Raw genomic sequence first — 16,460 nt, forward strand, 5'->3', positions numbered from 1 at the left:
ACATACATGGACTATACGTCGCAGCCAAAGCCCCCATAATGGTCTTATGAAATTTCTTGCGCTTTCCACCAGTGTCCACCGCTACACCGACTCCGGCATCCACACCGGCATGTGGCTGGGCGAGTACACGCACTTCTACGACGTGCTCACCGAAGCCGGCCACGAGGTTACACTCGCCAGCGTCGACGGCGGCGCCGTGCCCATCGACCCAGTGAGCCTGAAAACCCCGGTGATCCAGCTCGGCGGCACGAACAAGCGCTACGAGGACCCCGAGTTCATGGACCAGCTCGACGACACCCCGGCGATCGCGGACGTGAACCTCGACGAGTTCGACGGCATCTACCTCATCGGCGGCCACGGCACCATGTTCGACTTCGCGGTCGACGAGGTGAAACAGGCCGTCGCCCACAACGGTCGGCGGAGTTCGGGAACGGTTCGACGGCCGAGCCTCAGATAATGCCTTCGAGGCGTTGCTCGATCTGCGGCTTCGGCATCGCCCCAATGATCTCGCGCACGATTTCACCCTTGTCGAAGACCTTCATCACAGGGATCGAACTGATGTTGTAGCGTGAGGCGATGTCGGGGTTCTCGTCGACATTGAGCTTGGCGATGAGGAGCTTTCCATCCTGCTCAGCTGCAATCTGGTCCAGGACCGGCGCGATCGCACGGCACGGGCCGCACCAGGCTGCCCAGAAGTCCACGAGAACGGGGACCTCGCTCTGGAGCACAACCTCTTCGAAGGCCTGGGTGTCGACGGTGGTGACTTCGCTCATGGGACTGCTTTCCTTCCTATTACACGTCGCGTGCGATAGACCGCGCGCACATCACAACACCCTACCCGGTGGGGGTATTCCCGTGGTGCTAGTTTTAGACCAGTCGCATCGTGGTCAGGCAGGTTTGCGCATCGTCGCCGACGGTCGAAAGTTCGGAGGTGACGGTCTGGCCGTCGTGGGTGATCGAGATCGATGTCTCGATGCCTCGGGGCAGCCAGATCCCGACGAAGCCGTTGTCGAGGGTTCTCAACTCCTCGTCGACGATCGTCTCGCCGGTCGTCGCATCCGTCACCGTTACGGCCACGTCTGCGTTGCGCAGCTCGCCCAGGCATCCGGTCGGGCTGTGGTAGTAGCAATCATGGGTCTGCGACCGATACGGGGCAACGGATACGTAGATCTCGTCACTGGGCAACCGCACCTCTGTCGCGTGCTCGTGCTGATCAGTGAGCGTGACCATCTCCGCAGTGATCGACGTGGTCAAGGTCTCCGTGCGATCGTCCAGCGGGATCGCATCGAGCGTTTCGACCAGCTCCCGCACGTCGAGGCCTTCGAGACCATTCTCGACAAGAATCTCGGCTCCGCTGGCCGAGGTGGCTGAGGGTGAGTCGTTGGCGGCCGCGCATCCGGTGAGCAGGAAAGCGCCGATCACGACGGTGGTTGCAGCGGTTTTCTTCCCGCCGTACTTCGGCAATGACCTGAGGTTTTTCATGGGATTCCTTCTCGTGCCTGCCCGTGGTGCCAATTGGCCATAGTACCCCATAGGGGTAGTGCCTACCTGTGTGATGCGGAAGCGCCCCGCCCGGTACGAGCCCGGGAGGGGGCGCTGCGTTCAGTCGTGCTTGCTGACTTCCGGTTCATGTTCGGCAATGTGCTCGGTCTCGATCTGGAAGGTTGCGTGATGGACGGAGACCTCGAAGTGTCCTGCGACGCAGTCTTTGATCTCTTGGAGCATCTGGGCGGCATGACCGTCGGTGAAGCATTCGTCGTCGACGACGACGTGGGCGGTCAGGGTCGGTAGGCCGGTCGCCACAGTGGAGGCGTGCAGATCATGAACATCCTGGACGTGGTCGAGTTCGAGGATGTGTGAGCGGACTTTGTCGAGGTCGAGGCCCTTAGGAGTGAACTCCATGAGGACGCCGGTGGTCTCGCGCATCAGCTTGAACGCGCGAGGCACGATCAGGGTGGCGATGAACAGTCCGGCGATGGCGTCGGCCTGCATGAACCCGGTCGTGGAGATCACGATCGCCGCGATGATCACTCCGAGTGAGCCGAGGGCGTCGTTGAGGACTTCGAGGAACGCGGCACGCATGTTGAAGTTCGAACCGCGGCTGGAGGCGAGGATGGTGATGGCGATGATGTTCGCGACCAGGCCGATGATGCCGAAGATCAGCAGTTCGCTTGCGGGCACCTCCGGCGGCTCGAACAGTCGCCGGATTCCTTCGATGGCGGCGTACGTGCCCACCACCAGCAGCAGTGCCGACTGTCCGAGGGCTGCGATCACCTCGATACGTCGGAACCCCCAGGTGCGCTTGGAGTTGGCGGGCTTGAGCATCAGCGTCCCGGCGATCAGTGCGACCAGTAGGCCGACGGCATCGGTGATGGCATGGGCGGTGTCGGTTAGCAGTGCGAGGCTGCCGGTGATGACCGAGCCGATGGCCTGGGCGACGACGATCGTCGCGGTGATCGAGAATGCGATCCAGAGTTTCTTGCGGAAATCTCCAGGGTGCCCGGTCTCGCTGGCTGCGGGGCCGTGATTGTGTCCTGCGCCCATGTCTACTTCTTCTCCGTATCTGTCGCGTGGTGGGTATGTGGGAGTCGCAGGTGCGTGCAGAGCAGGGCCTGCGTGCCGGTGGCATCGAGGAGGCATTCGGCAGCGGCGACGAGGGTACGCAGGAGTTCGGGCTGTGTCAGCGAGTACCAGGTGGAGCGCCCTTCCGGGCGCATCGTCGCCAGGCCGCACTCAACGAGAAAGCCGACATGTTTGCTTACCGTGGACTGGGCCAGGCCCATGTGCTCGACCAGATCGCGGACCCGGTGCTCGCCCGAGGCGAGGTGCTGCACGATCGCCAACCTCGTCGGTTCTGCAAATGCCTGGAACAGGTGGGCGTACGCTGCTGTCGCCACCTCGTCGAGGGTTGCCCCCTCTTGTTGATTCATAGTCATATAGCGATTATATCGCTCTATGACGATATTGTCGAGTGTGATCTGTCGCTCGATGCGAAATGAAGCTCAGAGGTTCCGGCGCGCCCGAGGGTGGACTGCCCGCTTCCTGCGACGCGTGCCTTATTGGATTCGGCGGAAAGTGGAGGTGCCTACGGGACTCGAACCCGTGTACAAGGTTTTGCAGACCGCTGCCTATCCTCTCGGCCAAGGCGCCAAGTCGCCGGCAAGATCAGTCGCCCGGCGTGAGGCCGGCAACCAGGTTGAAGGCGCCGGTGAGAATGTTCAGCGACACGACCCCGACGACATCAGAGATCTCACGGTCGCTGTACCCGAACCCCCGAAGCTCGTCGATCTGCTCGTCGGTGATCGACGCAGGCTCACGGTAGACCTGGAGGCCGAGCGCGATCATCGCCGCGACCGGGCCGGTCATCGCCGTACCCTGCTGGGCGAGTGCGATCTCGTTATCGCTGACCCCGAGTGATCGTGCCGCGCTGATGTGCGAGGCCAGGCACATTCCGCATCCTTGCTGCGACTGCACGGCGATCGAAACGAGCTCGCTGACCTTGCGGTCGAGCTTGGCGCGACGCATGGCTTTGCTCAGCTGGAGATAACCGCCGAGCACCGCCGGGGAATGCGCCATCGTCGAGACCATGTCTCCGACCTCGCCGTGCCGCTCGACGAGATCGCCGAGCAAGTCTCGTGAGCTCCCCACTGCGGTCTCAGGGGTCAATCGGGAAAAACGGGGCATAATGCCTCCTTAGTCAGTTTGGTCGCGAGTTCGAGGTTGAACCCGCAGGGATGCGTTCCTGCTGCTGATGCCCGGCATGTACACCGGTCAATAGGTAGAAGTCGCCGGACTCGCGTTGCTGCCGACTCACGATCCCGGCCGCATCCAGGTGCGGTGTGTCATACGTGGCGTGCGCGTGTTCAGCCTCTCTCATAGTCACCAATCCTACCCTTTACCCCTATGGGGTATCAAGTATTATCCGATTGGTTTGAAGGACTCGGAGACGCGTGGCCGGGTGCGGCGGATTGAGGTGAGGCCAGAGACGACGGGTCCGCGCAGGAGTACGTGTCCAGTCGGAAGGGTCAACCGCGTCCAGCGGCCGGCGGTGGAGATCGCGGCCTCTCCTTCGGAGCTGAGGAACCCGAAGACGTAGGCGGCGAACGCGACGCCTTGTGGCAGCGACGCGAGGGCTGTGTCCGGGGTGCCCCAGACCATGCCCCGGATCTTGCGGGCGACATCGTCGCCGGGTTTGTCGGGAAGTGCTTGGGCCACGGCCTCGATGCCGGCACGGACGCTACGCATCAGCGTCAGACTGGACACGTCCGCAATGTATCTCCACCCGTGTTGTGGGGGTTCGACGCTGGTCCAAGCGGGTGCCAGCGAGGTCTCCGGCAGTTCGAGGGACAGGGGGTCGACGGTCGCGGTCAGGGTTTCGACGGTGACGTCGCACTGCAGCTCGGGGTCGGAATGGAGCGTGCGAAGGACGAGGATCGTAGGGGTGCGGTCGAGCGGACCACGGGGCGTTGGTACACCGCACTCATGCGCAGCAGCCCGGCCGCGGCCTGCAAGCGCACGCCGTGGGCGCCGGCTCGCCTGGCCCGTTGAGCGAAAGTGGGCGCATCGCGGGCGGACGGCGTGTCGGTGAGGATCAGGCGTGGAGGGCGTCGTGAGGGCTTCCCGCCGTGTCCTGGAACGCGGCCTCGGGGTCCGGGATTAGGAGCGGACGAGTCGGTTGATGGCGTCGGTGGCTTCCTGTATCTTCTCGACGGCCGCCTCGTCGCTGAGCTTCGCTGCGTCGAGCACACAGTGCTTGAGATGATCGTCGAGTAGACCGGTCGCGACCCCCTGGAGGGCGCGGGTCAGGGCGGATACCTGGGTGAGGATGTCGATGCAGTATTTCTCTTCATCGATCATCTTCGCGATCCCTCGGGCTTGACCCTCAATGCGCTTCATACGGCCGAGGTAGCGCTCCTTGTCGTTGATGTATCCGTGCTGATGAGAATCGGTGTCGACAGACATGGGCATGTCCTTACTTCTGGCGTTCCAGGACGGAACGCGTGCTGGCTTCGGGTGTGAGGTCGATGCGCCGCAGGAGTTGGGCGTTGAGCGCGACGACCACGGTGGAGGCCGACATCAGGATCGCGCCGATCGACATTGGCAGGACGAATCCCACCGGTGCCAGGATGCCGGCCGCAAGCGGCACGGAGATGAGGTTGTATCCGGCGGCCCACCACAGGTTCTGCTTCATCTTACCGTATGCGCGTCGTGAGAGCTGGATGATGGAGAGCACCGACCGGGGGTCGGAGCTGGCCAGGATCACCCCGGCCGAGGCGATGGCGACATCGGTGCCGGCGCCGATCGCGATGCCGACGTCGGCCTGGGCCAGTGCCGGGGCGTCGTTGACGCCGTCGCCGACCATGGCGACCTTCTTGCCCTCGTGCTGCAGTTGGGCGACCTTGGCGGACTTGTCCTCGGGGCGGACGCCGGCGAAGACGCGGTCGATGCCGAGCTCCCGTCCGACCTCGTTCGCCACGGCCTCGGCGTCGCCGGTGATCATGACGACCTCGACGCTCAGGGCGTGGAGGGCGTCGACGGCGTTGCGGGATTCGGGGCGGATCTCGTCGGCGAGCTTGAGGCCGCCGACCACCTGGCCGTCGCGGAGGACGTGCAGGATGATCGCGCCCTCAGAACGCCATTCCTCGGCTGTGCCGACCTCGTGCTGGCCGGTCTCCTCAAGCAGCCGGGGGCCGCCGACGCGGACCTCCTGGCCGGCGACAGTCGCGGTGACTCCGACGGCGGGCGAGGATGAGAAGCCGCTGGCCTGCTGAAGGGCGAGGCCCTTGTCCTTGGCGGCGGCGACGATGGCCTTGGCGAGCGGGTGCTCGCTGTCGGCCTCGGCCGAGGCCGCGAGGGCGAGGACCTGGTCGGCGTCGAGGTCGCCGGTCGGTTCGACGCCGGTGACGGTGGGCTCGCCCTTGGTCAGTGTGCCGGTCTTGTCGAAGAGCACTGCGTCGACCTGCCGCATCGACTCCAGGGCGAGGCGGTCCTTGACCAGCACGCCGCCGCGGGCGGCGCGCTCGGTGGCGATGGAGACCACGAGCGGGATCGCCAGGCCGAGGGCGTGGGGGCAGGCGATGACGAGTACGGTGATGGTACGGACCACGGCCTCGTCGGGCATGCCGATGAGCGTCCAGACGACAGCGGTGACCAGCGCCGCGCCGAGAGCGAACCAGAACAGCCAGGCCGCGGCCTTGTCGGCGATCCGCTGGGCGCGGGAGGAGGAGTTCTGGGCCTCGGTGACGAGCCGGTTGATCCCGGCCAGGGCGGTGTCGTCGCCGGTGGCGGTGATTTTCACCCGCAGGCCGGAGTCGGTGGCGACGGTGCCGGCGGTAGCTGTCTCGCCCTCGCCCCGAGAGACCGGGCGGGACTCGCCGGTGATCATGGACTCGTCCATGTCGGCGCGGCCGTCGACGATGGTGCCGTCGGCCGGAACGCTGCCGCCGGGGCGCACGATCACGACGTCACCCACAACGAGGTCGGCTGGGGCCACCTTAACGACGTTCTCGCCCTCGACGCGCTCGGCCTCGTCGGGCAGCAGTGCAGCCAACGAGTCGAGCGCCGAGGTGGTCTGGGCCAGGGAGCGCATCTCGATCCAGTGGCCCAGCAGCATGATCACGATCAGCAGCGCCAGCTCCCACCAGAACTCCAGCTCGTGATGGACAAGCCCGAGGGTCGCGGCCCAGGAGGCGAAGAAGGCCACCGTGATCGCCAGAGCGATGAGCAGCATCATCCCGGGCTTGCGGGACTTCAACTCGCTGACGGCGCCGGTGAGGAAGGGCCTGCCGCCCCAGACGTACATGACGGTGCCCAGTACCGCGGCGACCCAGCCCGCCCAGCCGGGGACCTCGTAGCCCAGCAGCATGGAGAACATCGGCGAGAGGGTGACCGCGGGGATGGCGATGACGAGGTTGATCCAAAACAGCCGGCGGAACTGGCCAACGTGGTCCCCGTGGCCGCCATGGCCGCTGTGATCTCCGTGGCCGCCATGGCCGCTGTGATCTCCGTGGACACCGTTCTCATCGAGGCCCGTGTGGTCTGAGTGCTGCCCGTGGTTCATGGCGTGGCCCTGGTGTCCAGTGTGCTGGCCCTCGTGCGTGCCGTGCGCCTCCGCCGAGGCGTGTGCGGACACAGACCCGTGGTGATGCTCGCCGTGAGCGGGTGCATCGGTTCCGTGACCGTGGTGCTGGTGTGAGTTCGGGTCCGTCATCGTTCTTCTCCTTCGTCATCGAGCCATGCCGCTCACCCGGTCGCCGGGCAAGCGAACGTCGGCTCAGGGCGCTGGTTGGATCTCGCTCTCGACGACCCACTTGTGGTTCGTCATCTTCATGCCGTCCGTCTCGTAGTCGACCATGTAGACCGTCTCATCGGTAGACGAAGCGATGGTGGCCCTCGCGCCCTCCATGCCCTCCATGTGCTTGGCGAGCAGCGTCACCGCTGTGCCATCGGTCAGGCGCTCGTCGCCGGCATCCTCGATTTCTTCCTGCACGACCCACTTGTGGTCCGTGACGGGGTCGCCGCCACCTGCGTTAGTGTAGTTCACGGAGTACGTGTACGTGTCGAATGCGCCGGAGATCGTCGCTGTCGCACCGTCCATGCCTTCCATGTGGTCGGCCGTGAGCTGTACCTCTGTGCCGACCGGGTATGTGGGGTCACTGGCTTCGGCGATACCCTCGGGTGCCGGTCCGCCGTCCATCGGGTGCTCCATCGAGTGATCCATTTCCTCATCTCCGCTTTCTGCATTGTCGCCGCCGTGGCCCTGCTCCTCAGTAGCCGAAGGGTCGGTCTGCTGGTCTTCGTCTGCTCCGCTGCTGCAACCGGCGAGCACGAGTGTCACTCCGAGCACTCCTGCTGCCAGCCCTGCTCGCAGTCTCCTCTGCATGTCAGCTCCTTTCATCATGACACCTACCCTATACCCCCCAGGGGTACTAGTCAAGGATTGCGCGTTGTACCGGCGTGAATCGATCGAATTGTCCTTCTCAGAGGGACTGCTCATGTTGGATGGGCAATGCGGCGATGAGGGGATGGTCGAAGCCCGCCGGTCCGATCTTCGCGGCTCCACCGGGAGAACCAAATTCGTCGAAGAACTCGACGTTGGCCTTGTAGTAGTCAGACCATTCGTCGGGCAGGTCGTCTTCGTAGTAGATGGCCTCGACGGGACAAACCGGTTCGCAGGCTCCGCAGTCAACGCATTCGTCGGGATGGATGTAGAGCGAGCGTTCGCCCTCGTAGATGCAGTCGACAGGACATTCGTCGATGCAGGCGCGGTCCTTGACGTCCGCGCAGGGAAGCGCGATCGCATAGGTCATGGCTGCTCTTCTTGGTCGGGTGCGGTTCGGCGGCGAGAGTCGGTGGGGAGTTCGGAGAAGTCGTCAGTCTCTGCCGGATCTGCGGCCGGCTAAGGAATGCGCAGGCGTAGGACGGTGGCTGCAAGGCTGAGGGCGATGATGATCGCACCGAGGACTGTCATCGTTCCTGACAGGGTGAGTACCGGCACGAGCAACCCGGCGACGATGGTGGGCACGCCGAATGCCAGGTAGGCGACCGTGTAGATCACAGCCATCACGGCGGCGCGTTCCGACGATGCCGTGTGGGGCATGAGTGTGCGCAGCACCCCGAGGAACGCTGTGCCGAACCCGGAACCGACGATCGCGACCGACACGACGTAGGCCGGGTAGGAACCGAGTGCGAGGGCGACGATGCTCGCTGCGGTGCCGAATGCCAGGGCGCTGGTCGCATACAGGCTGATGGTGCGGGCGGAACGCCGCTGCAGGACGGACGAGGCGGTGATTCCGGAGATCGCCAGTGCGAAGATGACGATGCCCGCGTGGGTGTGCGTGGAGCCCCCGAGCTCACTGCCGACGAGGCCGGCTCCGAGCGCGAGGAAGAGTCCGTTGGTCGCCCACCCGGCGATAATCGCGGGCACACCGGCGGTGAACATGCGGCGCAGGTGCAGTGGCACCATAAACCGCGGGCGGAGGTCGCCACGTCGTATCCGGGTCTTGGGGACCAGTTCCGGTGTGCTCCACACCGTCGCTGCCACGGTGAGGAAGGCGAGCACGAGCGGGCCGAAGACCGCAGCTGTCGGTTCGGGGGTGAGATCGAGGAGCAGCGCAGCACCGAGTGCCCCGGTCCCGAGACCGATCATCGGCCCGATCGTGTTCCACAGGGCTGCGATGTTCGGATGCGACGGCGGCTCGAAGTCGATCATCATCGCCGACAGGGCCGGGATGAGCAGACCCGCTGCGAGTCCTTGCAGAGCGCGGGCGACCAGGAGTGTCGCGAGGCTGTCGGCGAACCAGAACATGGCCAGGCTGAGTGCCAGCGCCAGGGAACCGGCGGTTACGACCGGACGTCGGCCGATGTGATCGGAGAGCGGTCCGAGGTAGAGCAGCGCGGCCAGGAGGGTGAAGGTGTAGACCGCGAATACGAGTGTGGTGGCGACGGGGACGAGTCCGAGCTGTTCTGCGATCTGGGGGTAGAACAACGACGGCGCGCTGGCAGCCGCCATCATGAGAATGGTCGCTGCCATCGCGAGCGCGAAACCCCGCCGCGGGATCTGCCTCGTATAGTCGCCCGCCATCGTCTATGCCTGCAGGCCGTGGAGCTGCTGACCCCACTGGTAGACGGTGCCGACCGCGTCGATGCCGGTGACGCCGACGACGGTGCCGTCGGTCTCGTGGCGCACGATGAACTCCTCGCCGGCTTCCACCTGGGCGTCTGCACCAGCGGTGTACCCGACTCCGGAGATCATCTGACCGTAGACCAGCGCCATGTAGGGGCTGCGCGGCAGGTAGGTGCCCGGATCGTCGCTGATGTCGAGGTCGTGCAGTGCGGCCTGTGCGGCGTGCGTGCCCTGCGCGGCGGCGTCTTCCCAATGGTCGATGCGCCAGACGCCCAGTGCTTCGTCGTGATGCGTAGCTACACCTCCGGCGGCGTAGACGTGGTCTGCTGCGGCACGGAGGCGATCATCGACGTCGATGCCGTTCGTCCACGGCGACGGGGCTGCGGGCGTCGTGCCGAGCGCAACGAGGAGTAAGTCGGCCACGATGCGTTGATCGTCGTCGAGGGTGATGGCAACACCGGATTCTGTTTCGTCGACATGCTGGAGAGTGCGACCGAATCGAGTCTGCACCTTGGCGGCATGGTCAGCGGCGAGGCGCTCAGCCACCGGCGCCCCAAACGCTCCGATGCCGGGAACAGAACTGCGAGAGACCAGCATGACCATGTGTCCGTCGGCTTGCAGCGACGAAGCGGTCTCGGCTGCGATGATTCCGCCGCCATAGATCGTCACTCGCGCCGGCCGTGCCAGGCTGGTCAGCAGATCGCGGATACTCATGGCATCTTCCAAGGAGTGCAGAGCAGTGACCCGGCCTTGTCCGACGTCGTCGCCTTCGAGTACACCCGCGGGCAGAGAGCGGGGCACGCTCCCTGTCGCGACAATGAGCGCGTCGTAGGAGACCTGCGCGCCGGAGGTCAGTTGGACCCGCTTCGCCGTAGTATCGACATCGAGCACGGTGTCGGCGATGACCTCAATCTGAGGTAGCGGGAGCTTGATCATCTCCGGCGGGGTCGGGCCGAACGCGATTCCTTTGATGAGCATTCGCGTGTAAGGCGTCTCCCCGGTGCGGGTCACCATCGTCACCCGGACGTCGTCACGTGTGGCGAGAGTGCGGGCGGCTGCGGCTCCGGCTGCTCCTGAACCGAGGATGAGGACGTGTTGTGTGGTCATAGGGAAACTCCTGGGCTGCAGGTCGTGATCGATTTGGTGTGCGGGCGTCAGGAGCGAACGAGACGGGCGATGGCCTCGGATGCCTCGCCGAGCCTCTGCTCGCTGACTGGTCCACCGGCGAGGGCGGCGTCGAGGACGCAATGCTTGAGGTGATCGTCGAGCAGTCCGAGGGCGACGTTTTCGAGTGCCCTGGTGGCTGCGGAGATCTGGGTGAAGATGTCGATGCAGTAGCGGTCCTCATCGATCATCCGATCGATGCCGCGGATTTGGCCTTCGAGGCGCCGCAGGCGATTGCGGTACGTCGCCTTGTCGCTGATGTATCCGTGGACGGACGGATCGCCGTCGCCTCCCGCCGGGCAGGTGTCGATGTGAGGTTCGGTCATTGAGGTCGGGGTGGTCATGTCGGTTCGCTCCGATCAGGTGCCGGGGTGCCGCAGCGGTGCCGCGGCACCCCGGCACGCTGGTGGATTACGCCATGTTGGCGGCGTATTTGGCGGGGTCCGAATCAAATGCGGGGCCGCAGCCGGCGCAGCAGAAGTAGTAGCGCTCGCCCTTGAAGTCGCGGTAGAGGCCGGCGGCCTCGGCGGTCTTCTTGCTGACCGGGGTGCCGACCATGACCGGGCAGGTGGTCATGTCATCGGCGCCCCCGCCGAGCAGGTTCTCGCGTCCACCGTTCTCGGCGGCGGGGTTAGTCTCGTTCGTGCTACAGCAGTTGCTCATTTTCTGGTGTTCCTTCTGTATCGGATTCGTATGGATGGGTGGGTTCTGTATCGGATTGGTATGGATGGGTGGGTTCTCGTTCGTCACTTCGTGGCGACGCTCTTGAACCCGCGCAGGCGGAGGCTGTTGCCGACGACGAAGACGCTGGAGAACGCCATCGCCGCGCCTGCGAGCATGGGGTTGAGCATGCCCAGCGCTGCGACTGGGATCGCGGCGGTGTTATAGGCGAATGCCCAGAACAGGTTGGTCTTGATCGTCGAAAGTGTCTTCCGAGACAGACGGATCGCGTCGACCGCGGCCCGCAGGTCGCCGCGGACCAGGGTGATGTCGGAGGCCTCGATCGCGACGTCCGTGCCGGTGCCCATCGCCAGGCCCAGATCGGCCTGCGCGAGCGCGGGGGCGTCGTTGACGCCGTCGCCGACCATCGCGACGATCTTGCCCTCGCCCTGGAGACGGGTGACGACGTCGACCTTGTCCTTGGGCAGCACCTCGGCGATGACCTCCTCGATGCCGACCTCGGCGGCGATCTGGCGGGCCACGGCCTCATTGTCACCGGTGAGCAGCACCGGGGTCAGGCCGATCTCCTTGAGCCCGCGGATCGCCTCCGCGCTCGTGGGCTTGACGGTGTCGGCGACGACGAGGATGCCGCGCGCAGCACCGTCCCAGCCGATCGCGACGACCGTCTTGCCTTCACCCTCAGCTTGAGCCTTCGCCCGTGCGACCTCCGGAGAGAGCTTCTGTGACCAGTCGGCCAGCAGCGACTCGCGTCCGACGACGACCGGGGTGCCCTCGACGATGCCCTGCACGCCCTTGCCTTCAACATTGGCGAAGTCCTCGGGCGTGGGCAACTGGCCGACTTCCTGGGTGGCGCCCTTGGCGATCGCCTGCGCGATCGGGTGCTCCGAGGAGTCCTCCAACGCACCCGCGAAGCGCAGCAGCTCGGCACGGTCCACACCGGATTCGGTGATCACATCTGTCAGGGTCATCTTGCCGCTGGTGACGGTACCGGTCTTGTCGAGCACGACGGTATCGACCTTGCGGGTGGACTCCAGCACCTCTGGGCCCTTGATGAGGATGCCCATCTGCGCCCCGCGGCCGGTGCCGACCAGCAGCGCGGTCGGAGTCGCGAGTCCCAGCGCGCAGGGGCAGGCGATAACGAGCACGGCGACCGCTGCGGTGAACGCGGCGGCGACGGGGAATCCGGCTCCCAGCCAGGCGCCGAGGGTGATGAACGCGACGACGATGACGATCGGCACGAACACGCCGGAGATCGTGTCAGCCAGACGCTGCACCTCGGCCTTGCCAGTCTGCGCATCCTCGACGAGCTTCGCCATCTGCGCAAGCTGCGTGTCCGAACCGACACGGGTCGCCCGCACGACAAGGCGGCCGCCCGCGTTGACGGTGGCACCGGTGACCGAGTCGCCCTCGCGGACCTCGACCGGTACGGACTCGCCGGTGAGCATGGAGGCGTCCACCGCGGAGGAGCCGGAGACCACGATGCCGTCGGTGGCGATCTTCTCACCCGGACGAACGATGAACTCGTCGCCGACCTGGAGGTCAGAGGTGGGGATCTTCACCTCAACGCCGTCGCGGAGCACGGCGACTTCCTTCGCGCCGAGCTCCAGGAGGGCGCGCAGCGCGGCCCCGGCCTGGCGTTTGGAGCGCTTCTCGAAGTAGCGGCCGGCGAGGATGAACATCGTCACGCCCGCGCCAACTTCGAGATAGATGTTCGCCGCGCCATCCGAGGGAGCGATCGTGAACTCGAACGGGTGCGTCATCCCGGGTGTGCCAGCGGTTCCGAAGAATAGTGCGTAGACGGACCACAGCAGTGCGACCGAGGTGCCCATCGAGATGAGTGTGTCCATCGTCGCGGTACCGTGCTTGAGGTTCGTCCATGCGGCCTTATGGAACGGCCAGGCTGCCCAGATGATCACCGGGGCGGCAAGCGCGAGTGAGGCCCACTGCCAATATACGAACTGCAGTGCGGGGATCATGGCCATGGCGATCACGGGAACCGTGAGCACAATGGCGCCGACTAGCCGATGGCGCAGCGAGGTGAGCTCAGTGTCTTCCTCCTCCCCGGCCTCGGTCTCCGACGTGTTCGCCGTGGTGCCCTTGGGCTTGGGCAGCGCAGCCGTGTAGCCGGTCTTCTCGACCTCGGCGACCAGCAGGCCCGGATCGTAGCCGGCAGGCACGGTGACCTTGGCCTTCTCGGTGGCGTAGTTGACCGTGGCCGCGACGCCCTCGAGCTTGTTCAGCTTCTTCTCGATCCGGTTCGCACAGGAGGCGCAGGTCATCCCGCCGATCTCCAGCTCGATGTCCGGCCCACCGATGGGGGGCGCTAATGTACTCATCCTCTTCCTTCTCTCTTCATCTCTCGTGCGACGCCAGGCCCTGCGGGTCAGTGGCCGCCGGTATGCGAATCGTCTGTCTGCGAGCCGTCACCATGCTCGGCGTCGATCACGAACTCGGCGGTGTGCACCTGCCCATCGACCTGGAAGTCCAGGTAGAGCAGGTAACGGTCGGCGGTCGGGGCCTCCGCTGCGAATCCGATCTCGGGTCCGGCCGTGTCCCTGGCCTGGGGCTCGTCGCCCTCGGCGTGGACGTGCAAGTAGGCGAGGTCGCCTTCGCGCAGCGCCACCAGGTGGCCAAACGCGCCCAGGTAGGGCTCCAGCGTGGTCACCGGCTGACCGTCGCGCTCGACCGAGATGGTGAGCTCGCTTGAGGTGCCGGCGGTAAGGTCGCCATTCAGGGAGACGGTGTATCCGTCGACCTCGTCGGTGGTCTGTGACTCGGTCTCAACAGGGGCGAAGTCGCCCGCCACCTCGACGGCGCGAGTCAGGGTGATCCCTTCGGCTCCCTCGCCCTCGGGTGTGAAGTCGGCGTACACGCGGTAGGTGCCCGCCTCGTCCCAGGTCCACGGCACCGACCAAGTGCCTGTGCTCGTGTCAAGCTCGGGGTGCACGTGCTGGAAACCAGTACCATCGGTGCGAACGGCGATCAGATGCAGGTCCTTCTCGTGCGCGGTAGTGTACTCGGTCACCGCTTCGCCGGACTCGTCGAGGATCTGGAAACTCAGGTCTCCATCCTCGCCTGCAGCCGTGGGAGCCTGGACTGGGGAAAGTACGAAGCCGTCCGCGCTTGCGGAGACCCCGTTCAGAGTGGGCTCCGCAGTTTCTTGCGCAGCGCCGCCGTGTCCTTCACCGTGTGTGTTCACGTCACTTCCTTCTGCCCATGCTGCTACGAAGCTGTCAGGAATGACGGCGCCGGCAAGGCCGAAGGCCCCGCCGAACGCCACCACCAGCCCGGCCCCGTAGAGCGCAAGCCGTCCTCCGGCCTTCATCAGACACGCACCGCCGAGTAGCCGGCCTCCTCGACCGCCGCGAGGACCTTGGCATCGTCAATCTCGCCCTCGGCGGTGACGTTAAGCTTGCCGGTCTGCGCGCTGACCTGGATGTCCTGGACGCCGGGGATCTCACCGACTTCCTCGCGGACCGACATCTCGCAGTGCCCGCAGGTCATGCCCGTCACCTGGTAATTGTTCGAAGCCATTATGTATCCTCCTTGTGTCTCTGTAGTACCCCTACCGGGTACCTGTACAAGTCAACAGTATACCCCTGGCAGGTATTCCGCAAGAAGGGGGTGGTCGTATGAGCCACATCGCACGCGTGCTGCAGACGATGGCTGGAGCGTCCGACATGCGCCTCGTGGCGAAACGATGCTGCGGGGCGACCCGCTGGACGGTGTCGCTGCGCGTCGGAGAGTAGTGGTCCCGGTCTAATGAGAACCGTGGACTTCCTTGCCACGTCGGCGAAGGCAGTGACGACCGGTACGGGCCGGACACCACCAAACACCGATCAGTCGCTGGTGCTCATGGTACGAAGCCGGCCATGTCAACTGGATTCGCAGGCGTTCGAGATTGGTGAGTGGAACAGACGAATCCCAGCTGGAGTGCTCAGTTACGCCGGAGACAGTTAGCAGCCCCTGTGCAGGCATTAGTCAGGAAAAATAACCCCTCACAGGTTGCTGGCACTGACGCTTTTAAAAACAAAGGGTTCGGCGCACTCGTGCAGGCGGCCCGGGAGTCTCAGGAAGTCTTCGAAACCATCACGGCAGATCCAGGCAACCTCAATAAGTTCCTGGAGGTGCTAGCGCACATGATTGTCGCCGCCAAGGACGAGCAGCAGTCAAAGTAATCATCACGATAGGCACCCTGTATTAGTGATTACCGGTAGGGGTGCCCTCATCTAGTAGTTACGTGGCGAGAACGGATGATTACCGTAGGAGTTGCACTCTTAGTACTCTGAAGTGTTCGTATTCGATTGACTCAGAAATCATTAACGAGTTCTAGCCCTGCCTGAGGGGCGAGAGGCAGGGCTAGAACTTATACATAGTGGCCGTTCGGGGGGAAGCAGCCTATAACCATTGTGCGGAGCTTCGACAAAAGTCACAAGGGATTGTTCACTCCAGTGAGCATTGGCAGTGAGGAAGAAAGTACTGGGGTTTATCTATGTGGTTTCTCTTTAAAGGCTCTTTGGTTATCTGTAGTCCTGGAGGCTGTGGTGCTTGGAGTAGTCCTGGTTGCCTCGGTGACAACCAAGCCTTTGATTTGGACGGCAGTACACATGAGTACCGCTAACCCCTATGATCCATAGTCGATGTCTTGTATCTATGCAGGATACTCTGCGGTTTTAGCATTTGTTGCAATATATTTCAAACACTGTTACTGCAGGTAAAACATATCTTTATGTGTGTCTCGTCTCCGCGGTGTGCCACGGCCCGTGCGGTCTGCTCGACGTCACCCTCGCCAACGGCGCCAAGCTTCTCGACGGCCGCCACGTCACCGGCTACTCCTGGACCGAAGAGAAACTCGCCCGCCGCACCGAGTGTTGCGACCGGCTAGTTGGTAGCGGTGTGGTGACTTTCGGGTAGCGGTTTAGTGGGTATCCGGTAGCGGGGTTTGCGGTGGCGGGTGATGCTTTCGGGTGGTTGCACCACAGGGGTGTAG

The 16,460-nt window shown here is 64.5% G+C and carries 20 protein-coding genes and 1 tRNA gene; 3 read left to right on the top strand and 18 right to left on the bottom strand.

What is annotated here, in order from left to right; genetic code table 11:
- The first annotated feature begins 46 nt into the window (after positions 1-46).
- Entirely contained in the window at positions 47-457 is a 411-nt protein-coding gene (locus MHY23_RS07955; RefSeq protein WP_239307117.1) for a hypothetical protein, read from the top strand.
- On the opposite strand, the gene trxA is transcribed toward MHY23_RS07955, so the two are convergent.
- The 18 genes from trxA to MHY23_RS08045 all read right to left on the bottom strand — a co-directional run bounded on the left by trxA (position 450) and on the right by MHY23_RS08045 (position 15,004).
- Complete coding sequence (gene trxA / locus MHY23_RS07960) at positions 450-773, bottom strand: thioredoxin (RefSeq protein ID WP_099299417.1); 324 nt, start codon at positions 771-773, stop codon at positions 450-452. The genes MHY23_RS07955 and trxA overlap by 8 nt on opposite strands.
- A gap of 94 nt (positions 774-867) precedes the next feature.
- Positions 868-1,482, bottom strand: coding sequence for a CueP family metal-binding protein (locus tag MHY23_RS07965; RefSeq protein ID WP_180965366.1), 615 nt, complete (start codon positions 1,480-1,482; stop codon positions 868-870).
- Positions 1,483-1,602: 120 nt separating this feature from the next.
- Positions 1,603-2,544: a cation diffusion facilitator family transporter gene (locus MHY23_RS07970; RefSeq protein WP_070478530.1), complete on the bottom strand. Its 942-nt coding sequence runs from the start codon at positions 2,542-2,544 to the stop codon at positions 1,603-1,605.
- A 2-nt stretch (positions 2,545-2,546) separates the two neighbouring features.
- The gene (locus tag MHY23_RS07975; protein ID WP_070478528.1) at positions 2,547-2,936 is read right to left on the bottom strand and encodes a helix-turn-helix transcriptional regulator; all 390 of its coding nucleotides are present in this window, start codon (positions 2,934-2,936) and stop codon (positions 2,547-2,549) included.
- Positions 2,937-3,076: 140 nt separating this feature from the next.
- A tRNA-Cys gene (locus tag MHY23_RS07980) sits at positions 3,077-3,150 on the bottom strand.
- Between the two features lie 15 nt (positions 3,151-3,165).
- On the bottom strand, positions 3,166-3,684 hold the full coding sequence (locus MHY23_RS07985) for a carboxymuconolactone decarboxylase family protein (protein WP_070478526.1): 519 nt from the start codon (positions 3,682-3,684) through the stop codon (positions 3,166-3,168).
- A gap of 234 nt (positions 3,685-3,918) precedes the next feature.
- Positions 3,919-4,245, bottom strand: coding sequence for a hypothetical protein (locus tag MHY23_RS07990; protein WP_083290898.1), 327 nt, complete (start codon positions 4,243-4,245; stop codon positions 3,919-3,921).
- 411 nt (positions 4,246-4,656) lie between these two features.
- Complete coding sequence (locus MHY23_RS07995) at positions 4,657-4,962, bottom strand: metal-sensitive transcriptional regulator (protein ID WP_070478524.1); 306 nt, start codon at positions 4,960-4,962, stop codon at positions 4,657-4,659.
- A 10-nt stretch (positions 4,963-4,972) separates the two neighbouring features.
- Complete coding sequence (locus MHY23_RS08000; RefSeq protein WP_202032245.1) at positions 4,973-7,060, bottom strand: heavy metal translocating P-type ATPase; 2,088 nt, start codon at positions 7,058-7,060, stop codon at positions 4,973-4,975.
- Between the two features lie 213 nt (positions 7,061-7,273).
- Positions 7,274-7,882: a YdhK family protein gene (locus MHY23_RS08005; RefSeq protein ID WP_070478521.1), complete on the bottom strand. Its 609-nt coding sequence runs from the start codon at positions 7,880-7,882 to the stop codon at positions 7,274-7,276.
- Between the two features lie 97 nt (positions 7,883-7,979).
- On the bottom strand, positions 7,980-8,309 hold the full coding sequence (fdxA, locus tag MHY23_RS08010; protein ID WP_070478519.1) for a ferredoxin: 330 nt from the start codon (positions 8,307-8,309) through the stop codon (positions 7,980-7,982).
- A gap of 89 nt (positions 8,310-8,398) precedes the next feature.
- The gene (locus tag MHY23_RS08015) at positions 8,399-9,583 is read right to left on the bottom strand and encodes an MFS transporter (RefSeq protein WP_144690930.1); all 1,185 of its coding nucleotides are present in this window, start codon (positions 9,581-9,583) and stop codon (positions 8,399-8,401) included.
- A gap of 3 nt (positions 9,584-9,586) precedes the next feature.
- Positions 9,587-10,732: an FAD-dependent oxidoreductase gene (locus MHY23_RS08020; protein ID WP_239307118.1), complete on the bottom strand. Its 1,146-nt coding sequence runs from the start codon at positions 10,730-10,732 to the stop codon at positions 9,587-9,589.
- Positions 10,733-10,779: 47 nt separating this feature from the next.
- Complete coding sequence (locus tag MHY23_RS08025) at positions 10,780-11,115, bottom strand: metal-sensitive transcriptional regulator (RefSeq protein ID WP_070478537.1); 336 nt, start codon at positions 11,113-11,115, stop codon at positions 10,780-10,782.
- Between the two features lie 85 nt (positions 11,116-11,200).
- A complete protein-coding gene (locus MHY23_RS08030) occupies positions 11,201-11,452 on the bottom strand; it encodes a YHS domain-containing protein (protein ID WP_070478513.1) in 252 nt (83 codons plus the stop codon).
- A gap of 83 nt (positions 11,453-11,535) precedes the next feature.
- The gene (locus tag MHY23_RS08035) at positions 11,536-13,806 is read right to left on the bottom strand and encodes a cation-translocating P-type ATPase (protein WP_070478511.1); all 2,271 of its coding nucleotides are present in this window, start codon (positions 13,804-13,806) and stop codon (positions 11,536-11,538) included.
- Positions 13,807-13,853: 47 nt separating this feature from the next.
- Positions 13,854-14,795, bottom strand: coding sequence for a hypothetical protein (locus MHY23_RS08040; protein WP_070478510.1), 942 nt, complete (start codon positions 14,793-14,795; stop codon positions 13,854-13,856).
- Complete coding sequence (locus tag MHY23_RS08045) at positions 14,795-15,004, bottom strand: heavy-metal-associated domain-containing protein (protein WP_070478508.1); 210 nt, start codon at positions 15,002-15,004, stop codon at positions 14,795-14,797. The genes MHY23_RS08040 and MHY23_RS08045 overlap by 1 nt, the downstream gene beginning before the upstream one ends.
- Positions 15,005-15,438: 434 nt before the next feature.
- On the opposite strand from MHY23_RS08045, the gene MHY23_RS08050 reads away from it, so the two are divergent.
- On the top strand, positions 15,439-15,648 hold the full coding sequence (locus tag MHY23_RS08050) for a hypothetical protein (protein WP_070478506.1): 210 nt from the start codon (positions 15,439-15,441) through the stop codon (positions 15,646-15,648).
- Between the two features lie 553 nt (positions 15,649-16,201).
- Positions 16,202-16,384, top strand: coding sequence for a hypothetical protein (locus tag MHY23_RS08055; RefSeq protein WP_239307119.1), 183 nt, complete (start codon positions 16,202-16,204; stop codon positions 16,382-16,384).
- Positions 16,385-16,460: the final 76 nt, after the last annotated feature.

Source organism: Corynebacterium sp. ACRQP (assembly GCF_022345915.1).
GTDB classification, from domain to species: Bacteria; Actinomycetota; Actinomycetes; order Mycobacteriales; family Mycobacteriaceae; genus Corynebacterium; species Corynebacterium lehmanniae.

Bases quoted from the DNA above. Each gene is read 5' to 3' on its own strand.
- MHY23_RS08045 (WP_070478508.1), bottom strand. From the start codon at position 15,004: ATGGCTTCGAACAATTACCAGGTGACGGGCATGACCTGCGGGCACTGC.
- MHY23_RS08015 (WP_144690930.1), bottom strand. From the start codon at position 9,583: ATGGCGGGCGACTATACGAGGCAGATCCCGCGGCGGGGTTTCGCGCTC.
- trxA (WP_099299417.1), bottom strand. From the start codon at position 773: ATGAGCGAAGTCACCACCGTCGACACCCAGGCCTTCGAAGAGGTTGTG.
- MHY23_RS08000 (WP_202032245.1), bottom strand. From the start codon at position 7,060: ATGAACCACGGGCAGCACTCAGACCACACGGGCCTCGATGAGAACGGT.
- MHY23_RS08040 (WP_070478510.1), bottom strand. From the start codon at position 14,795: ATGAAGGCCGGAGGACGGCTTGCGCTCTACGGGGCCGGGCTGGTGGTG.
- MHY23_RS08030 (WP_070478513.1), bottom strand. From the start codon at position 11,452: ATGAGCAACTGCTGTAGCACGAACGAGACTAACCCCGCCGCCGAGAAC.
- MHY23_RS07990 (WP_083290898.1), bottom strand. From the start codon at position 4,245: ATGCGTAGCGTCCGTGCCGGCATCGAGGCCGTGGCCCAAGCACTTCCC.
- MHY23_RS07995 (WP_070478524.1), bottom strand. From the start codon at position 4,962: ATGTCTGTCGACACCGATTCTCATCAGCACGGATACATCAACGACAAG.
- MHY23_RS07975 (WP_070478528.1), bottom strand. From the start codon at position 2,936: ATGACTATGAATCAACAAGAGGGGGCAACCCTCGACGAGGTGGCGACA.
- MHY23_RS08025 (WP_070478537.1), bottom strand. From the start codon at position 11,115: ATGACCGAACCTCACATCGACACCTGCCCGGCGGGAGGCGACGGCGAT.
- MHY23_RS07970 (WP_070478530.1), bottom strand. From the start codon at position 2,544: ATGGGCGCAGGACACAATCACGGCCCCGCAGCCAGCGAGACCGGGCAC.
- MHY23_RS07955 (WP_239307117.1), top strand. From the start codon at position 47: ATGAAATTTCTTGCGCTTTCCACCAGTGTCCACCGCTACACCGACTCC.
- MHY23_RS07985 (WP_070478526.1), bottom strand. From the start codon at position 3,684: ATGCCCCGTTTTTCCCGATTGACCCCTGAGACCGCAGTGGGGAGCTCA.
- MHY23_RS07965 (WP_180965366.1), bottom strand. From the start codon at position 1,482: ATGAAAAACCTCAGGTCATTGCCGAAGTACGGCGGGAAGAAAACCGCT.
- MHY23_RS08005 (WP_070478521.1), bottom strand. From the start codon at position 7,882: ATGCAGAGGAGACTGCGAGCAGGGCTGGCAGCAGGAGTGCTCGGAGTG.
- MHY23_RS08020 (WP_239307118.1), bottom strand. From the start codon at position 10,732: ATGACCACACAACACGTCCTCATCCTCGGTTCAGGAGCAGCCGGAGCC.
- fdxA (WP_070478519.1), bottom strand. From the start codon at position 8,309: ATGACCTATGCGATCGCGCTTCCCTGCGCGGACGTCAAGGACCGCGCC.
- MHY23_RS08035 (WP_070478511.1), bottom strand. From the start codon at position 13,806: ATGAGTACATTAGCGCCCCCCATCGGTGGGCCGGACATCGAGCTGGAG.